The sequence below is a fragment of the Ruminococcus bicirculans (ex Wegman et al. 2014) genome, from assembly GCF_000723465.1.
Lineage (GTDB): Bacteria > Bacillota > Clostridia > Oscillospirales > Ruminococcaceae > Hominimerdicola > Hominimerdicola aceti.
Window position 1 is genome coordinate 798,997 of sequence record NZ_HF545616.1, and the last position, 21,762, is coordinate 820,758.

Consider the following 21,762-nt stretch of genomic DNA (forward strand, 5'->3'; position numbering starts at 1 on the left):
CACGTAATATCGCAGTGTTGTGTGCTGCGTTAAAAACAAGTTCATAAGGGGGAACTGTATATGAAAACGTTGCGTTCAAAGCTGCTTTTGGCAATGCTTTCAATCGCACTTATCATCACGGTGCTGCTCAGCTTGGTTTCCGTGTATTTTATAAACGTTTCTGCAAAGGATACGCTCAAAAGCACCGCTGAACCACTGGCTGTTCAGGCGGCTAAGAATTTTGACTCGACGATCAGCTCTTATACGAATAATATAGTTTCGACCGTAAAGTCTGATTCTTTTTTAGGGGCAAAAACTGACGCTGACAGACTGAAGGCGGTAAAAAGTGGCTTTGCAGACAACACAGGCTTTTATCTGAATTTTACAGTTTATGACGGCAATGGCATTGTGCTTGCAACAGATAATGAAATGGTATCGTCATCAGTTGAAAAGGAGCACATCATAAGCGCTTGCGAAAGAAGCTCGGCTTATATAACCGATATATATACCTTTGGCGGTAAGAATTATTTTTCTATACTTGCTTCAACAAAGTCTGGCAACTCAGAACAAAAAGTCGCTTGTATTACCATTCAGAGCGATATGCTTGTCAATGCTCTTAATGAATATACCTTCGGAAAATCCGGCTATGTTTATCTTGTTGGCAAAGACGGAGATATCCTTCTTCATAAGGATACCGATCAGATAGGTAAAAATGCCCTTGAGATCGGTAAGAAAGATGAAGAATATACGGAAGTGACAAATGCCGTTGAGAAAATACTTGCAAATAATAGCGGTACAACAGAGTATAAATTTAAGGATAACAATTATATCGTGGGCTATTATGGTTCGTCATATTTTGACGGTACTGTCGTCATGGTTACAAATGTTGCCGACTTCACCACTGCAAGCTCCAGCGCACTTACTAATATCATTGTAATGGGCGTTGTGCTTATGTGCCTGACGGTGCTGTTCTCTCTGCTTTTTGCAAAGAGGATAACAAAGCCTATCATTTCTACCACAAACAGACTTCGTTCTCTCGCACAGGGCAACCTTACCGACCCTGTTGACGTTTGGTATTCAAAGGACGAGCTTGGCGTCCTTTCAAACTCTCTGGAAGAAACTATCGTCTGCCTCAGACAGTATATCAACCTTATCACAGTGGCTCTTACCCAGATATCCGAGGGCAACCTTTGCCATAGAATGGAAGGTACTTTCAAGGGCGACTTCTATAAGATAAAGAGTACGTTTAACGAGATACTCGACTCACTGTCTGATACCTTTGCTTCTATCAATATGTCAGCCGAGCAGGTGAACTCAGGAGCGGTTCAGGTGTCAAATATCGCACAGTCTGTATCACAGGGTTCTACACAGCAGGCTTCTGCGATCGAGGAGCTTTCCGCTACCCTCAGTGATGTTTCAAAGCAGATAACTCAGAACTCTGAGGACTCTAAGAACGCTTATAATATCGTACTTAAGAATACCGAAGCCGTTGACAACTGCAACAGCGATATGGGCAACATGGTAAATGCCATGAATGCTATCCATACTGCTTCTGATGAGATCTCAAAGATAATCAAGGTCATTGACGAGATCGCATTCCAAACAAATATCCTTGCCCTTAACGCCGCCGTAGAGGCCGCAAGAGAGGGTTCAAAGGGCTTTGGCGTGGTAGCAGACGAGGTAAGACGTCTGGCGTCAAGATCAGCCGAAGCCGCAAAGCAGACCGCTTCACTTATCGAAAACCAGTCTGCCGCTGTTTCAAAGGGCTCTAAGATAGCCGAAGAAACTGCTGATTCACTGAACAATATCGTAAGCAATTCAAATACTATAAAGGATCTCGTAAAGAATATCTCAGACGCTTCTGAGGCGCAGGCAGAGGCTATCGTTCAGGTAAATACGGGAGTAGACCAGATATCAGCCGTTGTATCAGCCAATACCTCGACTGCAGTCGGTTCAGCTTCCGCAAGTGAAGAGCTTTCAAGCCAGTCGCTCATACTAAAGAATATGATAGCACGTTTCAAACTTAGCGAGAACAGTGAAAAGGATAAGAAAGAGCATCAGACTTCAAGGTTCACATATATTGACGATGAGCCGGAAAGCGAGGCCACCCCTGAGGAAACTCAGCAGGATATCACTCCTTCCGACGAAGCCGATATAGAAGATTTCAGCACAAGCGATAAGTATTGATATCGTTGATAATGATAGAATTTCATTGAAAGGACTTGGTAAAATGAAGAAAAGAATAGGCATACTCACAAGCGGAGGAGATTGTCCGGGACTTAACGCAACTATCAGAGGCGTTGCAAAGGCTTGCTATGAAAAGTTCGGCGAGGACGTTCAGATAGTAGGTATCGAGGACGGCTATTATGGGCTTATCAATAATATGTGCAAAGAAATGAAACAGTCTGACTTTTCTGGTATCCTTACCACAGGCGGAACTATTTTCGGCACGAAGAGAACGCCTTTCAAGAAAATGCAGGTCATCGAAGAAGATAACGTGGATAAAGTAAAGGCTATGAAAGAAACCTATAAAAAGCAGAAGCTCGATTGCCTGCTCACCTTGGGCGGCAACGGCACTCATAAGACCGCTAACCTCCTTTCAACCGAGGGACTTAACGTTATCGGCCTGCCAAAAACTATCGACAACGATATCTGGGGCACAAGCGTAACATTCGGCTTCCATACCGCTGTTGACACAGCCACAGACGTTATCGACAGACTTCATTCTACAGCCAATTCCCACGGAAGAATACTCGTTGCAGAAATAATGGGCAATAAAGCCGGCTGGCTCACCCTCTATTCAGGTATCGCAGGCGGTGCAGATATGATAGTCATTCCTGAAATACCATATGATATCGAAAAGCTTGCCGCTGCCTGCGAAAAGAGAGAATCAAAGGGATTTTCTATCCTCGCCGTAGCTGAGGGTGCTTTTGATAAAGAAGAGGCAAAGCTTAAAAAGAAGGAAAGAGCAAGACTCCGTGCAGAGCAGGGTCTTACAACTGCTACCCCTAGAATTGCAAAGCAGATAGAAGAGCTTACAGGCAGAGAAACAAGAGTTTGCGTTCCTGGTCATATGCTCAGAGGCGGCAGTCCGTCAGCCTATGACAGAGTGCTTGCCACAAAGTTCGGTGTCCATGCCGCAGAGCTTATCGCAGCCGATAAATACGGCTATGCAGTGGCAATGATAAATGAAGTTGTGTCAGAAAACCCACTTTCAGAAGTCGCAGGCAAAACAAAATTCGTCCCTGCCGACCACCAGCTCGTCAAGACCGCAAAGGCTCTGGGCGTTGCATTCGGCGACTAAAATATGTGTAAACAGGCGGTGCAGTGTATGCTGTGCCGCTTTTTTGTATATGCCGATATAGCCTGAAACTATAGCAAACACAATAGTTTTAGTATTTTACAAATTCCTATTAAACCGATATAATATTATCATAAGCTTATGAAATAAAACCAAGAAAGGAATTTGATATATGAAAACAACAATAGTTGGCTATCCTAGAATAGGCTCTCTCCGTGAGCTGAAATTCGCTGAAGAAAAGTATTTCAGAAAAGAAATAACCGCCGCAGAGCTTGAAAAAGCAGCAGAGAAGCTCCGCCTTGAAAACCTTGACGTTCAGCGTCAGAGCGGTCTTGACCTTATCCCCTCAAACGATTTTTCCTACTATGACGGAATGCTCGATACAGCCGTACTCCTCGGTGCAGTTCCTGCAAGATATACCGCCCTTGGACTTTCTCCACTCGATACATATTTTGCAATGGCAAGAGGATATCAGGGCAGCGAGGGCGACGTAAAGGCGCTTGCAATGAAAAAGTGGTTCAACACAAACTACCACTACATGGTTCCCGAGGTAGATGACGATACAGAAATAAAGCTTTCCGATACAAAGCCTTTCGACCTGTTCAGCGAAGCCCTTGCAAACGGCGTGAAAACAAAACCTGTTATCATAGGCGCATATACTTTCCTTAAGCTTGCAAGATTTACAGGCAAGAAGAACGCCGGCGATATCGCACAGAGCGTTGTGAACGTGTATGCAGACGTTATTGCAAAGCTTTCAGCCCTTGGCGCAGAGTGGATTCAGCTTGACGAGTCTTGCCTTGTAAAGGATATGACCGCCGAGGATATCACATTCTTCAAGGATATCTATACAAAGATATTGGATAAAAAGGGCAGTGCAAAAATACTCCTCCAGACATATTTCGGCGACGTTCGTGATTGCTATAACGATATCTGCGCCCTTGCCTTTGACGGCATAGGTCTTGACTTTATCGAGGGCATCAAAACCGCAGAACTTGTTGAAAAGAACGGCTTCCCGAAAGACAAGGTGCTTTTCGCAGGCGTTGTGAACGGTAAGAATATTTGGAAAAACCACTATGCAAAAACTTTGGCTATCATTGACGATATAAAGGATAAGTGCGGCGAGATAGTCCTGGGCACTTCCTGCTCACTGCTCCACGTTCCATATACTCTCAAGAACGAGAGCAAGCTTTCTGATGACTATAAAAAGTATTTTGCCTATGCAGAAGAAAAGCTCTCCGAGCTTGCAGAACTTAAAGCCATCACAGAGGGCGAGTGCAGTGATAAGCTGGAAGCAAATAAAGCACTGTTCTCACAGCCAAGAAGCGGCGCTGATAAGTCGGTGACAGAGCGTGTTGCAAAGCTCACTGATAAGGACTTTGTAAGACTTCCTGAGTTTGCAGAGCGTGAAAAGATACAGAAGAAAGAATTTGGCCTGCCGCTCCTGCCAACAACAACTATCGGTTCTTTTCCACAGACTATTGAGGTCAGAAAAAATCGTGCGGCATTCCGTAAAGGCGAGCTTTGCGAAGCTGACTATGATAAGTTCATAAGCCAGAAAATAATAGATTGCATAAGACTTCAGGAGAAGATAGGTCTTGACGTCCTCGTTCATGGCGAGTTTGAAAGAAATGACATGGTAGAGTATTTCGGCGAGTGCCTTGACGGCTATATCTTCACAGAAAAAGCATGGGTGCAGTCTTATGGCACAAGATGTGTAAAGCCGCCGGTCGTATGGGGCGATATCTCAAGAGCAAAGCCTATAACAGTGAAGTGGTCAAAATTTGCACAGAGCCTCACAGATAAGCCTGTTAAGGGAATGCTCACAGGCCCTGTAACTATCCTTAACTGGTCTTTCCCAAGAGAGGATATCTCCCTTAAAGAGTCAGCAATGCAGATAGCCCTTGCTATCCGTGATGAAGTCCTTGACCTTGAAGCCAACGGCATAAAGATAATTCAGGTAGACGAAGCCGCTCTCCGTGAAAAGCTCCCTCTGAGAAGATCTGATTGGCACAGCGAGTATCTCGATTGGGCTATCCCTGCATTCAGACTTGTACACAGCGGTGCAAAGGCTGATACACAGATACACACCCATATGTGCTACAGCGAGTTCGCCGACATCATCAAGGATATCGACGATATGGACGCTGACGTTATCACCTTTGAAGCTTCACGTTCCGACCTGACTATCCTTGACGTTCTTAAGGAGAACAATTTCAGAACAGAGGTAGGCCCTGGCGTTTACGATATCCATTCTCCAAGAGTTCCGTCAGAGAACGAAATAGAGAATGCTCTTCATAAAATGCTCGATAGGATACCTGCACAGAAATTGTGGGTAAACCCTGACTGCGGACTTAAAACAAGAGGCGAAGCAGAAACAGTTCCAAGCCTTGAAAACCTTGTTGCCGCCGCAAAGAACGTAAGAAAAACATTGTAATTTTCATAAGGCATAAACAAAGCCCACAGAACATCAAAGTCCTGTGGGCTTTTTGTATTTATCTTATCCTATAAGCCAGTCATACATTTCCTGATATTTGTTAGCAGAAGCCTGCCATGAGAAATCCTGTGCCATTGCAGATTTGATAAGTCCGTTCCATTCGTCACGTCTGGCATCAAATATGTACTTTGCGAACATAACAGTGTTGTACATCTCGTGTGCATTGTAGTTTGCAAAGCTGAAACCAGTGCCGGTCCTCTCAAACTGATTGAACGGCTGAACAGTATCTCTCAAACCGCCAGTTTCACGAACGATAGGCAACGTGCCGTAACGCAGTGACATAAGCTGTGAAAGTCCGCATGGCTCGAAAAGTGACGGCATAAGGAATGCGTCAGCGGAAGCGTAAATGCGGTGGCTCATTTCCTCACTGTAGTAAATGTTAGCGGAAACTCTGTCAGGATACTTGCCTGCAAACCAGCGGAACATATCCTCATACTTCTGCTCACCCGTGCCAAGCACAACGAACTGTATGCCCTGTTCGCACATTCTTTCCATCATGTATGCAATAAGGTCAAAGCCCTTCTGATCTGTCAAACGGCTAACAATGCCTATCATAAAGCGATTGTCGTCCTGCGCAAGACCAAGCTCAGCCTGAATTGCTCTCTTGTTGTGTATCTTCTTCTCAAGCACGTTGTCATAATTGTATCTTACAACAATGTTCTTGTCAGTGTCAGGGTTGTAATCAACGTAGTCGATACCATTTACGATACCGCGGAGATCGTTAGCCCTTGCCCTCATAAGTCCGTCAAGACCCTCACCGTAGAACTGCGTCTTTATCTCCTCTGCGTATGTGTTGCTGACAGTTGTGATAGCGTCAGCATAAACAAGACCGCCCTTGAGCATATTTCCGTCAACGCCCGTTCTCAGCTTGTCAATAGTGAAGTAGTAGTCAGACAGACCGGATATCCTCTTGAACTGCTCAACTCCGTCATTTCCCTGGAATTTCAGATTGTGTATAGTCATAACGGTCTTTATGCCGCGGAAGAAATCGCCACCTGCAAAGCTGTCATGAAGATATACAGGTATAAGACCCGTCTGCCAGTCGTGACAGTGTATAACGTCAGGACGGAAATCAAGAAGCGGCAGAGCAGAAAGCACAGCTCTGTCAAAGTACATGAACTTTTCTATATCCCAGTGATGCTCAGTGTAAGGCTTGTCACCGGTGAAATAATGTTCGTTGTCGATAAAATAGAACGTAACGCCATCATAAACGCATTCAAGTACGCCCACATATTGGCTCTGACCTGCAAAGTCCATGTAGAAATGGGTCTTGTACTGCATCATGTCTTTCCACTGCTGTTTCATGCAGGAATATTTAGGAAGAATTACTCTGACATCATAATACCTCTTGTCAAAGCACTTAGGCAGAGAGCCAACAACGTCAGCAAGACCGCCTGTCTTGATAAACGGAACACACTCCGAAGAAGCAAACAAAACTTTTTTCATATTCAAGTTATCCTTTCCGACTTAATTTCTTGAATTTTCAGGGCAATAATTATCGCTATTGCCAATGTGTACATAACAATTATAACACTTTTTGTTGAAAACGTCAAGAGCAAAACCTCGTTTGCACCATAAAAGCGCAGTGATGAAAAATTAATAATTAAAAGTAGACATAAGCCGCTTTGTGTGGTATAATAAAGTGTCAAAGTATAATTATCAGATATAGGAGAGTTAAAATGATAACAGTATCAAACGTAAGCCTTTCATTCGGTGGTCAGCTTCTTTTCAAGGACGTTGACCTTAAATTTACAAACGGCAACTGCTATGGCATAATCGGTGCAAACGGTGCAGGAAAGTCAACATTTCTGAAGATCCTCTGCGGCGAGATAGAGCCTACCACAGGCGAGGTAGTGATCTCAAAAGAGGACAGACTTTCAGTGCTTCGTCAGGATCACTTTGCATTTGACGAGTATACAGTTCTCGAGACTGTAATAATGGGCAATAAGCGACTTTATGAGATAATGAAAGAAAAGGACGAGCTTTACGCCAAGGAGGACTTCACCGAGGAGGACGGCGACAGAGCAGGTCAGCTTGAAAGCGAGTTCGCAGAATTAAACGGCTGGGAAGCTGAGTCTGACGCTTCAAAGCTCATTCAGGGTCTTGGTCTTTCCGAGGATATCCTCTATTCACAAATGTCCACCCTCTCAGGTAACGAAAAAGTCAAGGTGCTTCTTGCACAGGCACTTTTCGGCAATCCTGATATTATCATGCTGGACGAGCCTACAAACCACCTTGATATCGACGCTATAAGCTGGCTTGAGGACTTCCTCGCAGACTATTTCGGAACTGTCCTCGTTGTATCTCATGACAGACACTTCCTTAATAATGTTTGTACCCATATCGTGGATATCGACTATACAAAGATAAAAATGTATGTTGGTAACTACGAGTTCTGGTATGAGTCCTCACAGCTCATGCAGAGAATGATAAAGAACCAGAACAAGAAAGCCGAGGAGAAGATCAAGGAACTTCAGGAATTCATTAACCGCTTCTCAGCAAACAAATCAAAGTCCAAGCAGGCAACAGCAAGAAGAAAGCTCCTTGATAAGCTCACAGTCGAGGAAATGCCTGCCTCATCAAGAAAATATCCTTTCATAGGCTTTAATATGGATAGAGAGCTTGGAAAAGACGTCCTCAAAGTCAATGGCATATCCAAAACAGTTGACGGCGTAAAGCTCCTCAATAATGTTTCCTTTACCCTCAGCCGTACCGATAAGGTCGCTTTCATCGGCGAGTCCGAGCAGGCTATCACAATGCTTTTCAAGATACTTGCAGAGGAAGAAGAGCCTGACGAGGGTACGATAAAATGGGGCGTTTCCACATCACGTTCATATTTCCCTATTGACAATTCAGCCTACTTCAACGATAATGACGAAAGCATCGTTGACTGGATAAGAAAATATTCCACTTCCGAGGTAACAGACACCTACCTCAGAGGATTCCTTGGCAAAATGCTCTTCTCATGGGACGAGATATATAAGCCTGTAAAAGTTCTCTCAGGCGGTGAAAAGGTAAGATGTATGTTCAGCCGAATGATGCTCTTCGGCTCAAACGTTATAATGCTTGACAGACCTACCAACCACCTCGACCTCGAATCTATCACAGCCGTAAATAACGGACTTAGAGATTTCAAAGGCGTTGTGATTTTCGCATCTCATGACCACGAAATAGTTCAGACAGTTGCAAACAGAATAATCGAGATAACCCCCGACGGCTGTATCGACAGACAGGGAACATATGAGGAGTTCCTTGATTGGCGACGTGAGCGTGGCATGAAGTCATTTATAGAGTAATTTTATTATGGAGAAGTATCCAAAATGGCAAAAATGAAAAACGTGACCGTAAGAGGTTACAATATTGACGACGTTCCTGCAATGGCAGAGATATGGAACGAAGTTGTAAAAGAGGGCAATGCCTTCCCACAGAAAGAGACCCTCGACTATGAGGGTGCGAAAAAGTTTTTTGCATCACAAACATTCTGCGGTGTTGCAGAGTATGAGGGCGAAACTGTAGGAATGTATATCCTCCACCCTAATAACGTTGGCAGATGCGGACATATCGCAAACGCAAGCTATGCCGTAAAAAGCACCTGCCGTGGAAAAGGAGCAGGCAAGGTCATAGTCGAACATTGTCTTTTCATAGCAAAGCAGAAAGGCTTTAAGGTGCTCCAGTTCAATGCCGTTGTTGCATCAAACATTAAGGCGGTAAAGCTTTACGAAAACCTCGGCTTTGTTAAGCTCGGCACTGTACCGAAGGGCTTTGAAAACAAAGAGGGCGTCTTTGAGGATATCATTCTTTTCTACCACACTCTTTGATTAGTGAGGAGTGAGGAGTGAGGAATTAAGGTATCGCCTGCGGCGATGATGTTTTTTGAATTTTTATAGATATTGAAAGGAGAAAAAAGTATGTTAAAGGTAGCAAATATTTTTTCAAACGATATGGTGCTCCAGCGTGACAAGAACATAACAGTCTGGGGACTTGGGGACGAGGAAAGAACTGTCACAGTTACTCTTAACGGCGTGTCAGTCCAGACGCAGGTCTGCGACGGCAGGTGGACAGCCGTCCTCCCTCCAATGAGTGCAGGCGGAGAGTACGAAATGACAGTTTCAGACGGCTGTACAGAGAAAAAATTCTGCCGTATCATGATAGGCGAAGTGTGGTTCTGCGGCGGCCAGTCAAATATGGAGCTTGAACTTCAAAACGCAAAGGGCGGCAAAGAAGTCCTCGAAAACCTCACCCCTGATTGCAACGTAAGATTTTATTACACTCAAAAGCGTGGCACTCTTGACGAAATGTTCTATGAGGACGAAAACAATACCGCATGGTCGCAGGCTTCAAAGGATAATTCAAGGGCATGGAGTGCAGTCGGCTTTTTCTTTGGAAGAAAGCTTGCCAAAGACCTTGGCGTAACAGTAGGACTTATCGGCTGTAACTGGGGCGGCACATCAGCCTCCGCATGGGTAGACAGACCGACCCTTGAAAACAACGCTGAAATAAGAAGCTACATAGACGAGTATGAAAAACGTATTGAGGGCAAAACTGTCGAGGAGCAGATAAAAGAATACAGAGATTATCAGAAATTTGAGCGTGTGTGGGATAAAAAATACGGCGAGCTTCTGCAAAAAGACCCAACAATGAGCTGGGAGAAAGCCAACGAGATCCTTGGCGATAAGAATTGGCCGGGTCCGATAAACTGCGTAAACCCATTCCGCCCAACAGGACTTTTTGAGACCATGGTGTCAAGAGTTTGTCCTTATACAATAAAAGGCTTCCTCTATTATCAGGGCGAGTCTGACGACCATAAGCCGGACAGCTATTATACCCTCCTCACCTCACTCATAAAACTTTGGAGAGAGAAGTGGGGCGACGACGAGCTTCCGTTCATAATCGTCCAGCTCCCAATGTTCAAATATGCCGCCGACCCTGATTATAAGCATTGGTGTAAAATAAGAGAAGCACAGATGAGAGCATATAAGACAGTGAAAAATACAGGAATAGCTGTTATCTCAGATTGCGGTGAGTTCAACGAGATCCACCCAAAGAATAAAGTACCCGTTGGCGAAAGACTTTGTTTGCAGGCAGAAAAGCTTTTCTACGGCATGGACGTAAAAGCATTCGGCCCTATCTATAAGTCGCTGGAGTATAAAAACGGCGGTATAGAGCTTAGCTTTGATCATGCCGAAAACGGCTTTGTAGTAAAGGGCGAAGCACAGGGCTTTGAGATAGCAGGCAAGGACGAAGAGTTTGTAAAAGCCGATATCACCATAAACGGCAGTAAGATATTCATCAAGTCAGACACCGTTGAAAAACCTCTCTATGCAAGATATAACTGGTTCAACTATTGCGAGGTAACTATCTTCAACGAAACAGGCATACCACTCGCACCATTCAGAACAGAAAAATAATCCAAGAACGTCCCCTAAATGGGGGCGTTTTTTGTAGGGGAGCGGCGAAATTTCTGCTCGCAAGCTCACAGAAATTGACGTCCCGCTCATCAAACTTTTTTTGTTTTGCAGAAATCTGACACCCCGCTTTTTTGCACTTCAACGTTTTTGATTTTTTTACGAATTTTTTTGTAATTCGTACAAATATGGGTAGGGGCGAACAATGTTCGCCCGTTTCGTTCACCGCAAACCACCTGCCTTGACCCTCGACCCATAACACGGATTTTCCAACGTTAATAAAATATTTATAATTAAAACTCTTGGCAAAATCTCCGCTGTGTGGTATAATAGAAGATATATAAATGAATTTGGAAAGGCTGGTCTTATTAATGAGAGCTGTTGTTACGGTTATAGGTAAGGACGCTGTAGGTATCCTTGCAAAGGTAAGCACAAAGTGTGCAGAATATAATGCGAATGTTATCGAGGTCACTCAGTCAGTTTTGCAGGACCTCTTTGCTATGATAATGCTTGTTGACATCACAAAGCTCAACTCCGATTTTGCTACCATGGCAGACGGACTTACAGAGCTTGGTCAGACAATGGGTGTAAAGATCCATACAATGCACGAGGATATTTTTAACTGTATGCACCATATCTAAAGAGGAGATTTCTGTAAAATGATTAATACATATGACGTGTTGGAAACGATACGAATGATACAGGACGATTGTCTTGATATTCGTACTATCACAATGGGCATTTCTCTGCTTGATTGTATCGACAGCGATATAAACGTTGCCTGCGAGAATGTCTATAAGAAGATAACCGCAAAAGCCGCAAGGCTTGTTGAGGTGGGCGAGCAGATAGAAAAGGAGCTTGGAATCCCGATCATAAATAAGAGAATTTCCGTTACCCCTATCGCTATCGTGTCCGCTGCCTGCAAGTGTTCACCTGTTCCATTTGCACACGCTATGGACAGAGCCGCAAAGGACGTTGGCGTAAACCTTATCGGTGGATATACAGCCCTCGTTCCAAAGGGCTTCTCCGCAGGCGATATCGAGCTTATCAAGTCTATCCCAGAGGCACTCGCTACTACTGAGAGAGTATGTTCCTCTGTAAATATCGGTTCAACAAAAACAGGTATCAATCTGGACGCCTGCAAAATGATGGGTGGCGTTGTAAGAGAGTGTGCAGAAAGAACAGTTGACTCTGCCTGCTTTGGCGCAGCAAAGCTCGTTGTTTTCTGTAACGCAGTTGAGGATAACCCATTCATGGCAGGTGCTTTCCACGGCGTTGGCGAGCCTGATTGCATGATAAACGTGGGCGTATCAGGTCCTGGCGTTGTAAGAGCCGCTTTGAGAAAATATCCTGACGCTGATATCACAAAGATATCCGACGTTATCAAGGAGATTTCATATAAGATAACAAGAGTAGGTCAGCTCGTTGGAACTATCGCTTCCAAGCGTCTTGGCGTTCCATTCGGTATCGTTGACCTTTCACTCGCACCAACTCCGGCCGTAGGCGACTCTGTTGCCCATATCCTCGAGGAAATAGGACTTGAAAAGTGCGGTACACATGGCACAACAGCAGCCCTCGCCCTGCTCAATGACGCAGTTAAAAAGGGCGGCGTAATGGCTTGCTCAAGAATAGGCGGACTTTCAGGTGCATTTATCCCTGTTTCTGAGGACGCAGGTATGATTGATGCCGCAAAGAGCGGTGCGCTCTGCATTGAAAAACTTGAAGCTATGACTGCTGTATGCTCAGTTGGTCTTGATATGATATGTATTCCGGGCGATACCCCAGCTGATACTATTTCAGCTATCATCGCAGACGAAGCTGCTATCGGTATGGTAAACAACAAGACCACCGCCGTAAGAGTTATCCCTGCTATTGGCAAGGGTGTTGGCGAAGAACTTGATTGGGGCGGACTTTTTGGCTGCGGACCTGTTATGCCGCTCAAAAAAGAGTCACCTTCCAAGTTCATCAATCGTGGCGGACAGATCCCTGCACCACTCCATTCTCTCAAAAACTAAATTTTCACGGCGGCAGAGCAATTCTGCCGCTGTTTTTGGTAAGGAGGAAAACAGATTGAAACGCTGTATGTTTGCAGACTTCACCTTTAAAATACCCTTTGAGGAGCGTATAAGACTTATAAAAGAGAACGGCTTTGACGGTGTAATGCTTGGCTTTTCTGACGGACTAAAATACACACAGTATGATATTGTACGTAATTTTGGACTGGAAATAGAAAACGTCCATTCACAGTTTGACCGCATGAACGCCCTTTGGACAATATGCCCAGAGAGCGAATATATCCTCCAACGAACACTTGAATGTGTAAGAGTGTGCGGTGAAAACGGCATAAAAACCATGATATGCCACCCCACTGACGGGCTTGTTCCGCCCGAAGTATCTCGTTTCGGTATAGAGAATTTCGCCAAGATAATACAGTGCGGAGAAGAAAACGGCGTCGATATCGCTTTTGAGAATATCCAGCTCCCGCAGTTTCTTGACGTGTTATTTGACCAGTTTGGAAACCATGATAACGTGAAATTTTGCTATGACACAGGTCATGAGAATTGCTTCTCAAAGAATACCGATTGCCTGACAAAGTTCGGCAGCAAGCTTGCTTGCCTGCATATCCACGATAACGACGGCAACACCGACGGACACATGATACCATTTGACGGTAACCTGAACTTTGAGAAATTTCTCAGAAAGCTCAAAAACCTCGACCACCAGCCACCATTGTCATTAGAGCTTTATATGTCAAAGTCCACCATATACCGAAATGCTGCACCTGACAGCTTTGTAAGACGTGCGGCAGAAGCGGCAAAACAGCTTGAAAAGCTTTACAATTCTATATAAGCACAAATTTTTGTACAGATAGGAGAACCTATGAAAACTCTTATAGATATGCACACCCACACAGGCTTTTCTCCAGATGGTGAGGGAACTGTAGAACAGTCTTTAGCAAAAGCCAAAGAGCTTGGCTTGGCGGCATTTGCCATAACTGACCATTGCGATTGCAATTTCCGCTATAAAGCTGACCATTATGGTGATCCTGAAGCCCTGAAAGACGGCATGATGTACGGCTCGGGGGAGTATGCCCCCGCAAGCATAGTCGCCCAGTATGAAGCTGCCAAGCATCTGGAGGGTTTAAATTTTCTCTGCGGAATAGAGCTTGGTCAGCCTTTGCAGGATATAGAATTTGCCGAGGAGATAGCCTCCGACAAACGCCTTGATTTTATCATCGGCTCACATCATCAGAATAAAGGCAAGGACGATTTCTATTGGATAGAGTACAAAAATATGGACTTGTCGCAAATCTATGCTCTCCTTGACGACTATTTCAAAGAAATGCTTGAAATGTGCAAATGGGGCAAGTTAGACGTTTTAGGACACCTCACCTATCCTCTGCGATATATCCAAGGCGACTGCGGCATACAAATAGACCTCTCCCCCTATGATGAGATAATAAGAGAAATTTTTTGTACACTTATCCAAAAAGGCAAGGGCATAGAGATAAATGTGTCGGGATTAAGGCAAAAATACGGCAAGCCCCTCCCGGACCTTGGCTATGTGAAGCTCTACAGATCCCTCGGCGGCGAGATATTGACCATAGGTTCAGACGCCCACTGCACCGCAGATATCGGCAGAGATATTTCCGCAGGCGTAGAAATGGCGCAGGCGGCAGGCTTTAAGTATCTGACCTATTTCAAAAAGCACGAGCCGAAGTTTATCAAGATAGAAATATGATATCATATCAAAGCGCCGCAATTCTTGCTTTGCAGGGATAGGGCGTTTTGTTTTGCCGGTAACATTTAGCCCACCGATACATATAATTATATATAACTCTATCAGGCATAGTCCCACAGGAGGTATCCATATGAAAAAAACAGTTTTCCTCTGCGTCGGCGGTGACGCAAGACAAACATATACAGCTCAGACTCTCACTAAAATCGGCAGGGTCTATACTTACGGCATGGACGATAAAGGCGAGGACACTATCCCCCTCGCTCATCTCGATCAGCTCACCGAAAAGGCGGACGTTCTCGTACTTCCTCTCATGAAAGCTGACGGGCTGGATATCTCTTCTAGCCGTAATGTAAAGGTATCATGCAGTGACGTTTCAACGCATTTAAAGAAAAATGCACTCGTGGCAGGCGGTCTGCTCCGCCGTGATCAAATAGAATATTTCTCCTCTCTCGGCTTCGATGTTAAGGATTATTATAAGCGAGAGGAGCTTGTTATAAGAAATTGTATCCCCACGGCGGAGGGCGCTTTGCAAATAGCCATGCAGGAGCTTGCTGTCACCGTGAACGGTTCCACCGTCCTGGTTATTGGCTATGGCAGAGTAGCAAAAGCCTGCGCTAAGCTTTTTCGGGCTGTCGGCGCAGATGTGACTATATCCGCAAGAAAGCTTTCTGCGCTTGCAGAAGCTGAGGGCGCAGGCTATAAAGCAGAACTTATCACAGCTCTTGCGGAAAACATTTCGGGGTATACTATAATAATAAACACCGTCCCTGCCATGATACTTGATGAAAAGCTTTTGGGCGTAATGGATAAAAACTCTCTTATCATAGACCTTGCCTCCCGACCTGGCGGAGTGGATCATGAAACTGCCGCAAAGCTGAACAGGCGTGTGGTATGGGCATTGGGACTTCCAGCCAAAGCCGCACCTATGACTGCAGGAGAGATAATCGCCCGAACAGTCACGGACATTTTGAATGAAAGGGGAACAAAGAATGTCACTTGACGGCATACGAATAGGCTTTTGCATGACCGGCTCCTTCTGCACCTTTGAAAAGGCATTTGCCGCCGCAGAACGGCTTGTGCAGCAGGGCGCAAAGCTTGTGCCAATAATGTCTTTCAACGCCGCATCTATATCTACACGTTTTGGCACAGCGGAAGAAAACATCAAACGCCTTGAAACCATAGCAGGTCGCAAGGTCATACGCACCATAGAAGAAGCCGAGCCGATCGGACCGAAAAAGATGTGTGATATCATGGTAGTAGCACCCTGCACCTCAAACACGGCAGCAAAGCTTGCTCTTGGCTTGACGGACACTCCAGCCACCATGGCGGTAAAAAGTCACCTGAGAAATGCTCGTCCCGTGGTCATCGCCATATCGACAAATGACGCACTGGCAGGGTGTGCTAAAAACATAGGTTATCTGCAAAATCTGAGAAACTACTATTTCGTACCATATGCGCAAGACAACTGCGAAAAGAAGCCAAACTCCATAGTGGCTGAATTTGAACTCATACCCGAAACTATTCAGTCGGCTCTTGAAGGGATACAGCTTCAGCCTATCATAAGGGTAAAATAACGCAAAGCTCTCCGAAACGCTCGGGGAGCTTTTTTTGCATTCACACATCTCTGATAACCGCACCCCTACAGATATTCGGGCAAGTCCTGCCGCCGCAAAATCGCTTCGCTCGGTGCTTGGGGGCAGCTTTGCTCATTCCTAATTCCTAATTCCTCACTCCTCACTCCTCACTTCTTCCTCCCCTTGTGCAATCTGCTTTATAACAAGTCTAAACTTTGTTCACATTCACGAAAGAAAATTTTCTTTCCACCCTTGCTATTTATGTGAAAATAGTATATAATTATCTTATGCGGTTGATATATTTTGTGTAAATGATACATATAATTATACTGCATATCACATTAAGCCGTCCAACGGCATAGATTGGAGCGATCAACTTGAAAAAATACGACAGCACAAAAATAAAAAATATTGCTATTGCAGGTCAGGCAGGTTCTGGAAAGACCTCTCTGACTGAGGCACTGCTATATAAAAGCGGAGCTACTGACAGGCTCGGCAAGATAACTGACGGAAACACTGTTTCTGATTATACCCCTGATGAGATAAAGAGAAAATGTTCTGTTTACACATCTCTTTCTTCTTTGGAAACTGGCGAGTTCAAGGTAAATCTTCTTGATACTCCCGGTATGTTCGATTATGAGGGCGAAGCTGTTGAGGGCATTGCCGCAAGCGGTTGCGTACTCATCACTGTATCAGGTAAATCAGGCGTTCGTGTAGGTACCCACAAGGCTTATGACCTTGCAAAGAAAATGGGCAAGCCTACAATGTTCGTTGTAACAAAGCTTGATGACGATAACGCAAACTTCAATAACGTTCTTACTCAGCTCAAAGCAGAGTTCGGACCTACAGTTTGCCCTGTTGTTGTGCCTGTTATCGCAGACAGAAAGATAGTTTCTTATGTAAATCTCATTGAGATGAAAGCATATAAGTATGAAGACGGCAAGGCAGTTGAAACTGATATGCCTACAGCTGATGTATCAGAGAAAATGGGTTATCGTATCGACGGACTTATCGAAGCCGTGTCCGAAGCCGTTGCAGAAACTGACGAGGCGCTTTTTGAAAAGTTCTTCTCAGGCGAAGCATTCACACAGAAAGAGCTTACCGACGGAATACATAGCGGCATGAACTCAGGCATTATAACTCCTGTTACCTGCGTTTCTTCCACAGACCTCTCAGGCGTTGATATGCTCCTTAAGGAGATAGACCTGCTGCTCCCTCCTCCGTCAGAAAAGGACGCTATGATAGGCGAAACAGCAGACGGCGAAGCTGTTGAAGTTTCCTGCGTTGAAAGCGACCCTATGAGCGCATTTGTATTCAAGACAGTTGCTGACCCATTTGTTGGCAAGATGTCATACATAAAGGTATTTTCAGGAAAGCTTACACCTAACAAGGAGGTTGTGAACGCTACCACAGGAAGCACCGAAAAGGTCGGAAAGCTTGTTACGCTTCAGGGCAAAAAGCAGATAGACGTTGCCGAAGCAGGCTGTGGAGATATCGTTGTTGCAATGAAGATGAACGTGAACACCAACGATACTATCTGTGACTCCGCAAGAGTTGTTAAGTTTGCACCTATGACATTCCCTAAGCCATGCTACAAAATGGCAGTAAGAGCTAAAAAGCAGGGCGACGAAAGCAAAATATCCGCCGCAATGACAAGACTTATGGAAGAAGATCTTACTATAGATTACAAGCTCGACCCGTCCACAAACGAGATGATACTAAGCACTTTGGGCGGACTTCACCTTGATTCTGTTGTGGGCAGACTTGCAGGAACATTCGGCGTTGAAGTAGAAACCTCCGTGCCTAAGATCTCCTATCGTGAAACTATCAGAAAGAAAGTCAAGGTGCAGGGCAGACATAAGAAGCAGTCAGGCGGTCACGGTCAGTATGGTGACGTTTGGATAGAATTTGAGCCATGCGTATCTGACGACCTTGTATTTGAAGAAAAGGTGTTTGGCGGAGCAGTTCCAAAGAACTTCTTCCCAGCCGTAGAAAAGGGCTTGCAGGAAAGCGTAAAGAAAGGCGTTCTCGCAGGTTTCCCTGTAGTAGGTCTGAAAGCTATCCTTGTGGACGGCTCATATCACCCTGTTGACAGCTCAGAAATGGCATTCAAAATGGCAGCTTCTATCGCATACAAAGAGGGTATGCGTCAGGCAGAGCCTGTTCTCCTCGAACCGATCGGCTCCTTGAGCGTTTTCGTACCTGACGATAACACTGGCGACATGATGGGCGAGCTTAATAAGAGAAGAGGCAGAGTTCTGGGCATGAATCCTGCTGAAAAGAAGGGTATGACCGAGATAGTTGCCGAGGTTCCAATGGCTGAAATGGCAGACTTCACACTGCTTCTGAGACAAATGACACAGGGTCAGGGCGTGTTCACCTTTGAAAAAGCACGTTACGAGCCGCTTCCTGCAAATCTTGTTGCAGACGTTATTGCAAAGAACGCAGTGGCAGATTGATTTTTTTGGAATAGAATTTTTAAGGGATAATTATAGAATTGTGATAAGGATAGTACGGGAACGTTTCGGGCGTTCCCGTACTTTTTTTGCACAAAAAAACAGACGGAATAAAAACCGTCTGCAATTATCATATGTATTTGAATAAACCATAGTAGGGGCGAACAGTGTTCGCCCGTTTCCTGTCAGCTTTTATGTGACGCACATATCACCCATTCCAATATTTTCTGTCAAGGCTTCGATACTGAACAGCCATTGCGATATGCTTTTTGTCTATGACCTTTGCACCGTCCATATCCGCAACAGTTCGTGCGACTTTAAGTATGCGGTCATAGGCTCTTGCTGAAAGTCCCAGCCTGTCAAAAACGTTCTCCAAAAGCTTTGAAGCCTCATCTGTCACAGGGCAGACCTCGTGAAGAATATCAGAGGTTATTCGTGCGTTGCAGGTTATGCTAGTGCCTTTGAAACGCTCGTTTTGTATGTCACGGGCTTTTTGAACACGTTCTCTTATGGACGCTGATGACTCCTCTTTGGCAGTGGAAGAAAGATCTGCAAACTCAACAGGTGCGACCTCCAAATGAATGTCGAAACGGTCGAGAAGTGGTCCGCTGACTTTGGAAAGATAGCTTGAAACTTGTTTCGGAGAGCATATGCACTTTCTTGTAGGGTGACCAAAATATCCGCATGGACAAGGATTCATTGCAGCGATAAGCATGAACGAACATGGGTATGTTATCGACCCTGACACTCTGGATATGGTCACCTGCCTGTCCTCCAAAGGCTGACGTAAGATCTCAAGAGCAGGACGTGAAAACTCTGCAAGCTCGTCAAGAAAAAGCAAGCCGTTATGTGCAAGGGATATCTCACCGGGCTTTGGCACAGAGCCGCCGCCTGAAAGTCCTGCCGGTGAAACTGTATGATGCGGTGAACGGAAAGGTCTGGTGGTGATAAGAGGACTGTTGCTGTCCAAAAGTCCTGCCACAGAATGGATATTTGTGGTTTCTATGGACTCCTCAAAGGTCATGGCAGGAAGTATCGACGGCATACGTTTTGCAAGCATTGATTTTCCTGAGCCAGGCGAACCTATCATAAGAACGTTGTGACCGCCTGCCGCTGCGACTTCCAATGCTTTTTTTGCCGCTGATTGTCCTTTTACGTCGGCAAAATCAAGACTTCCGAAATAGCTTTCAGCGGTGGGCTTATAATGTGCCGCAGGAACTATTGCCGCCTTTTTCTCAAAGTGAAAAACAAGCTCCCGTAAAGACCTTACGCCATAGGCTTTTATACCCTCCACAACAGACGCTTCACGAACATTGTCGGCAGGAACATATATCTCAGAAAGTCCCATTTTCTGCGCCATTATGGTCATAGGCAAAACGCCCTGAACAGGTCTTACTTCTCCGCTGAGAGAAAGCTCGCCGATAAAAGCGGAGGTGGAAAGCATACTGTCATCAACAAGGTCAGCCATTCGCAAGAGTGCAACTGCCACGGCCAAGTCATAGACTGAGCCTGTTTTTCTCACATCGGCAGGTGCAAGATTTATGATTATTTTTCTCAGAGGCAATGTTATCTCGCTTGAACGCAGTGCAGAACGCACACGTTCACGGCTTTCTTTTACAGATGCGTCTGCAAGTCCCACGATATCGAAAGAGGGCAGACCCTTTGAAGCTTCTATCTCCACCTTGACCGCAAAGGCATTAAGCCCCAGCAGACCTACACTGTTTATTAAAGCAAACACGTTGACTTCTCTCCCTTACGGCTTAATCTGAACACATTTCAGAGCTTATGATATCGAGCAGAAAATCTGCAATATCATTATACACCTCACGGCGGTTGGTTTCGTTCACAAGCTCGTGACGTGCATTTTCGTATATCTTCATCTCAACGTCACAGCCGTTGAGGGACAGCCTGTTGAACACGCTTAGTACGCCTTTTCCGTAGTTTCCCACAGGGTCGCCACTGCCTGCTATAAGATAGGTAGGCAAAGTTTTCGGATAGGTGGAGAACCACTTTTCGTTTGAAACATACCACAAAAGCTTTGCAAGATTTTCAAAGCCGTTTAGGGTGAAAATAAAGTTGCATTTAGGGTCTTTTTCGTAGGTGGAAACTATTTCAGGGTCACGGGATATCCAATCATATTCGCTGACCTTATCGGTAATTTTTCTTGTATAAGCACCGAAAGCAAGCTTATTTACGGCGTTGCTCCTATATTTATCACCATGGAGTATTTTGAGGCTGTCAACAAGGGTGAGCAAAGCAGGGATACCCTCCATGCCGCCGCTTGTTCCACAGAAGATAGCCGCTGTGAGGTTTCTGCCATGCTTGGTGACAAAAGCTCTTGCAAGGAAGCTTCCCATGCTGTGACCGAGAAGAAAATACGGCTTGTCAGGGTAGTTGTGTTTCATCATTTTTGTGAGAGTATACATATCCTCGACAGCGTTTTCCCAGCCATGTTCAGGGGAGAAGTAGCCAAGCTCGGAGCTGTCGTTCACACTGTCGCCATGACCGAGGTGGTCGTTTCCGCATACTGCGAAGCCTAAGCCTGTGAGAAACTCAGCGAGGTCGTCATAACGTCTGAAATATTCGCACATACCGTGGGATATCTGAACGACACCTCTTACTGTGCCGATAGGGAAACGAACGTAATACGCGATCTTATGAAGTCCGTCAGCGGACGGATAGTAGCTTTTGAAATGAGTACAATTCATAGAAATTTACCTCCTTAGGGTTAGGATTTCATGCAATTTTACTTATCAATAGTATAGCACTTTTTTGGGGAATAATCAAGGGTAAGTTTTTAAGTGAGGAGCGG

The 21,762-nt window shown here is 45.1% G+C and carries 16 protein-coding genes; 13 read left to right on the forward strand and 3 right to left on the reverse strand.

The genetic code is table 11. From position 1 onward, the window contains the following. Positions 1-60: 60 nt before the first annotated feature. The 3 genes from RBI_RS03545 (at position 61) to metE (ending at position 5,714) form a co-directional block, all read left to right on the forward strand. Positions 61-2,166, forward strand: coding sequence for a methyl-accepting chemotaxis protein (locus RBI_RS03545; protein ID WP_051706399.1), 2,106 nt, complete (start codon positions 61-63; stop codon positions 2,164-2,166). A gap of 43 nt (positions 2,167-2,209) precedes the next feature. Next, positions 2,210-3,283 carry a 6-phosphofructokinase gene (locus RBI_RS03550; RefSeq protein WP_038671106.1) on the forward strand — a complete coding sequence of 358 codons (1,074 nt, stop codon included), beginning with the start codon at positions 2,210-2,212 and terminating at the stop codon, positions 3,281-3,283. A 169-nt stretch (positions 3,284-3,452) separates the two neighbouring features. Then, positions 3,453-5,714 (forward strand): 5-methyltetrahydropteroyltriglutamate--homocysteine S-methyltransferase, encoded by a 2,262-nt coding sequence (metE, locus tag RBI_RS03555; protein ID WP_038671108.1) that lies wholly within the window; start codon positions 3,453-3,455, stop codon positions 5,712-5,714. 63 nt (positions 5,715-5,777) lie between these two features. On the opposite strand, the gene glgA is transcribed toward metE, so the two are convergent. Further along, complete coding sequence (gene glgA, locus RBI_RS03560; protein WP_038671110.1) at positions 5,778-7,220, reverse strand: glycogen synthase GlgA; 1,443 nt, start codon at positions 7,218-7,220, stop codon at positions 5,778-5,780. Between the two features lie 233 nt (positions 7,221-7,453). Here glgA and RBI_RS03565 point away from each other — a divergent pair, with 233 nt between their 5' ends. The 10 genes from RBI_RS03565 (at position 7,454) to RBI_RS03615 (ending at position 18,953) form a co-directional block, all read left to right on the forward strand. Further along, the gene (locus RBI_RS03565; RefSeq protein ID WP_038671112.1) at positions 7,454-9,070 is read left to right on the forward strand and encodes an ABC-F family ATP-binding cassette domain-containing protein; all 1,617 of its coding nucleotides are present in this window, start codon (positions 7,454-7,456) and stop codon (positions 9,068-9,070) included. A 24-nt stretch (positions 9,071-9,094) separates the two neighbouring features. Beyond that, the gene (locus tag RBI_RS03570; RefSeq protein WP_410081491.1) at positions 9,095-9,592 is read left to right on the forward strand and encodes a GNAT family N-acetyltransferase; all 498 of its coding nucleotides are present in this window, start codon (positions 9,095-9,097) and stop codon (positions 9,590-9,592) included. A 90-nt stretch (positions 9,593-9,682) separates the two neighbouring features. After that, entirely contained in the window at positions 9,683-11,182 is a 1,500-nt protein-coding gene (locus RBI_RS03575) for a sialate O-acetylesterase (protein WP_038671114.1), read from the forward strand. A gap of 368 nt (positions 11,183-11,550) precedes the next feature. After that, on the forward strand, positions 11,551-11,820 hold the full coding sequence (locus tag RBI_RS03585; protein ID WP_022286601.1) for an ACT domain-containing protein: 270 nt from the start codon (positions 11,551-11,553) through the stop codon (positions 11,818-11,820). 18 nt (positions 11,821-11,838) lie between these two features. Then, positions 11,839-13,194, forward strand: a complete 1,356-nt coding sequence (locus RBI_RS03590; RefSeq protein WP_022286600.1) for a PFL family protein — start codon at positions 11,839-11,841, stop codon at positions 13,192-13,194. Between the two features lie 55 nt (positions 13,195-13,249). After that, positions 13,250-14,029, forward strand: a complete 780-nt coding sequence (locus tag RBI_RS03595) for a sugar phosphate isomerase/epimerase family protein (RefSeq protein WP_038671118.1) — start codon at positions 13,250-13,252, stop codon at positions 14,027-14,029. A 30-nt stretch (positions 14,030-14,059) separates the two neighbouring features. Beyond that, positions 14,060-14,920, forward strand: a complete 861-nt coding sequence (locus tag RBI_RS03600) for a histidinol-phosphatase HisJ family protein (RefSeq protein WP_051706403.1) — start codon at positions 14,060-14,062, stop codon at positions 14,918-14,920. 130 nt (positions 14,921-15,050) lie between these two features. After that, a complete protein-coding gene (locus RBI_RS03605) occupies positions 15,051-15,920 on the forward strand; it encodes a dipicolinate synthase subunit DpsA (RefSeq protein WP_038671122.1) in 870 nt (289 codons plus the stop codon). Then, a complete protein-coding gene (locus RBI_RS03610; RefSeq protein WP_022286596.1) occupies positions 15,910-16,494 on the forward strand; it encodes a dipicolinate synthase subunit B in 585 nt (194 codons plus the stop codon). The genes RBI_RS03605 and RBI_RS03610 overlap by 11 nt, the downstream gene beginning before the upstream one ends. 377 nt (positions 16,495-16,871) lie before the next feature. After that, entirely contained in the window at positions 16,872-18,953 is a 2,082-nt protein-coding gene (locus tag RBI_RS03615; protein ID WP_038671124.1) for an elongation factor G, read from the forward strand. Positions 18,954-19,158: 205 nt separating this feature from the next. Here the strand turns inward: RBI_RS03615 and RBI_RS03620 are convergent, their stop codons facing one another. Next, complete coding sequence (locus RBI_RS03620) at positions 19,159-20,688, reverse strand: YifB family Mg chelatase-like AAA ATPase (RefSeq protein ID WP_038671126.1); 1,530 nt, start codon at positions 20,686-20,688, stop codon at positions 19,159-19,161. A 22-nt stretch (positions 20,689-20,710) separates the two neighbouring features. Next, a complete protein-coding gene (locus tag RBI_RS03625) occupies positions 20,711-21,658 on the reverse strand; it encodes an alpha/beta fold hydrolase (RefSeq protein WP_038671128.1) in 948 nt (315 codons plus the stop codon). Positions 21,659-21,762 lie beyond the last annotated feature (104 nt).

Coding starts and splice junctions, on each gene's coding strand:
- RBI_RS03545 (WP_051706399.1), top strand. CDS start 61: ATGAAAACGTTGCGTTCAAAGCTGCTTTTGGCAATGCTTTCAATCGCA.
- RBI_RS03550 (WP_038671106.1), top strand. CDS start 2,210: ATGAAGAAAAGAATAGGCATACTCACAAGCGGAGGAGATTGTCCGGGA.
- metE (WP_038671108.1), top strand. CDS start 3,453: ATGAAAACAACAATAGTTGGCTATCCTAGAATAGGCTCTCTCCGTGAG.
- glgA (WP_038671110.1), bottom strand. CDS start 7,220: ATGAAAAAAGTTTTGTTTGCTTCTTCGGAGTGTGTTCCGTTTATCAAG.
- RBI_RS03565 (WP_038671112.1), top strand. CDS start 7,454: ATGATAACAGTATCAAACGTAAGCCTTTCATTCGGTGGTCAGCTTCTT.
- RBI_RS03570 (WP_410081491.1), top strand. CDS start 9,095: ATGGCAAAAATGAAAAACGTGACCGTAAGAGGTTACAATATTGACGAC.
- RBI_RS03575 (WP_038671114.1), top strand. CDS start 9,683: ATGTTAAAGGTAGCAAATATTTTTTCAAACGATATGGTGCTCCAGCGT.
- RBI_RS03585 (WP_022286601.1), top strand. CDS start 11,551: ATGAGAGCTGTTGTTACGGTTATAGGTAAGGACGCTGTAGGTATCCTT.
- RBI_RS03590 (WP_022286600.1), top strand. CDS start 11,839: ATGATTAATACATATGACGTGTTGGAAACGATACGAATGATACAGGAC.
- RBI_RS03600 (WP_051706403.1), top strand. CDS start 14,060: ATGAAAACTCTTATAGATATGCACACCCACACAGGCTTTTCTCCAGAT.
- RBI_RS03605 (WP_038671122.1), top strand. CDS start 15,051: ATGAAAAAAACAGTTTTCCTCTGCGTCGGCGGTGACGCAAGACAAACA.
- RBI_RS03610 (WP_022286596.1), top strand. CDS start 15,910: ATGTCACTTGACGGCATACGAATAGGCTTTTGCATGACCGGCTCCTTC.
- RBI_RS03625 (WP_038671128.1), bottom strand. CDS start 21,658: ATGAATTGTACTCATTTCAAAAGCTACTATCCGTCCGCTGACGGACTT.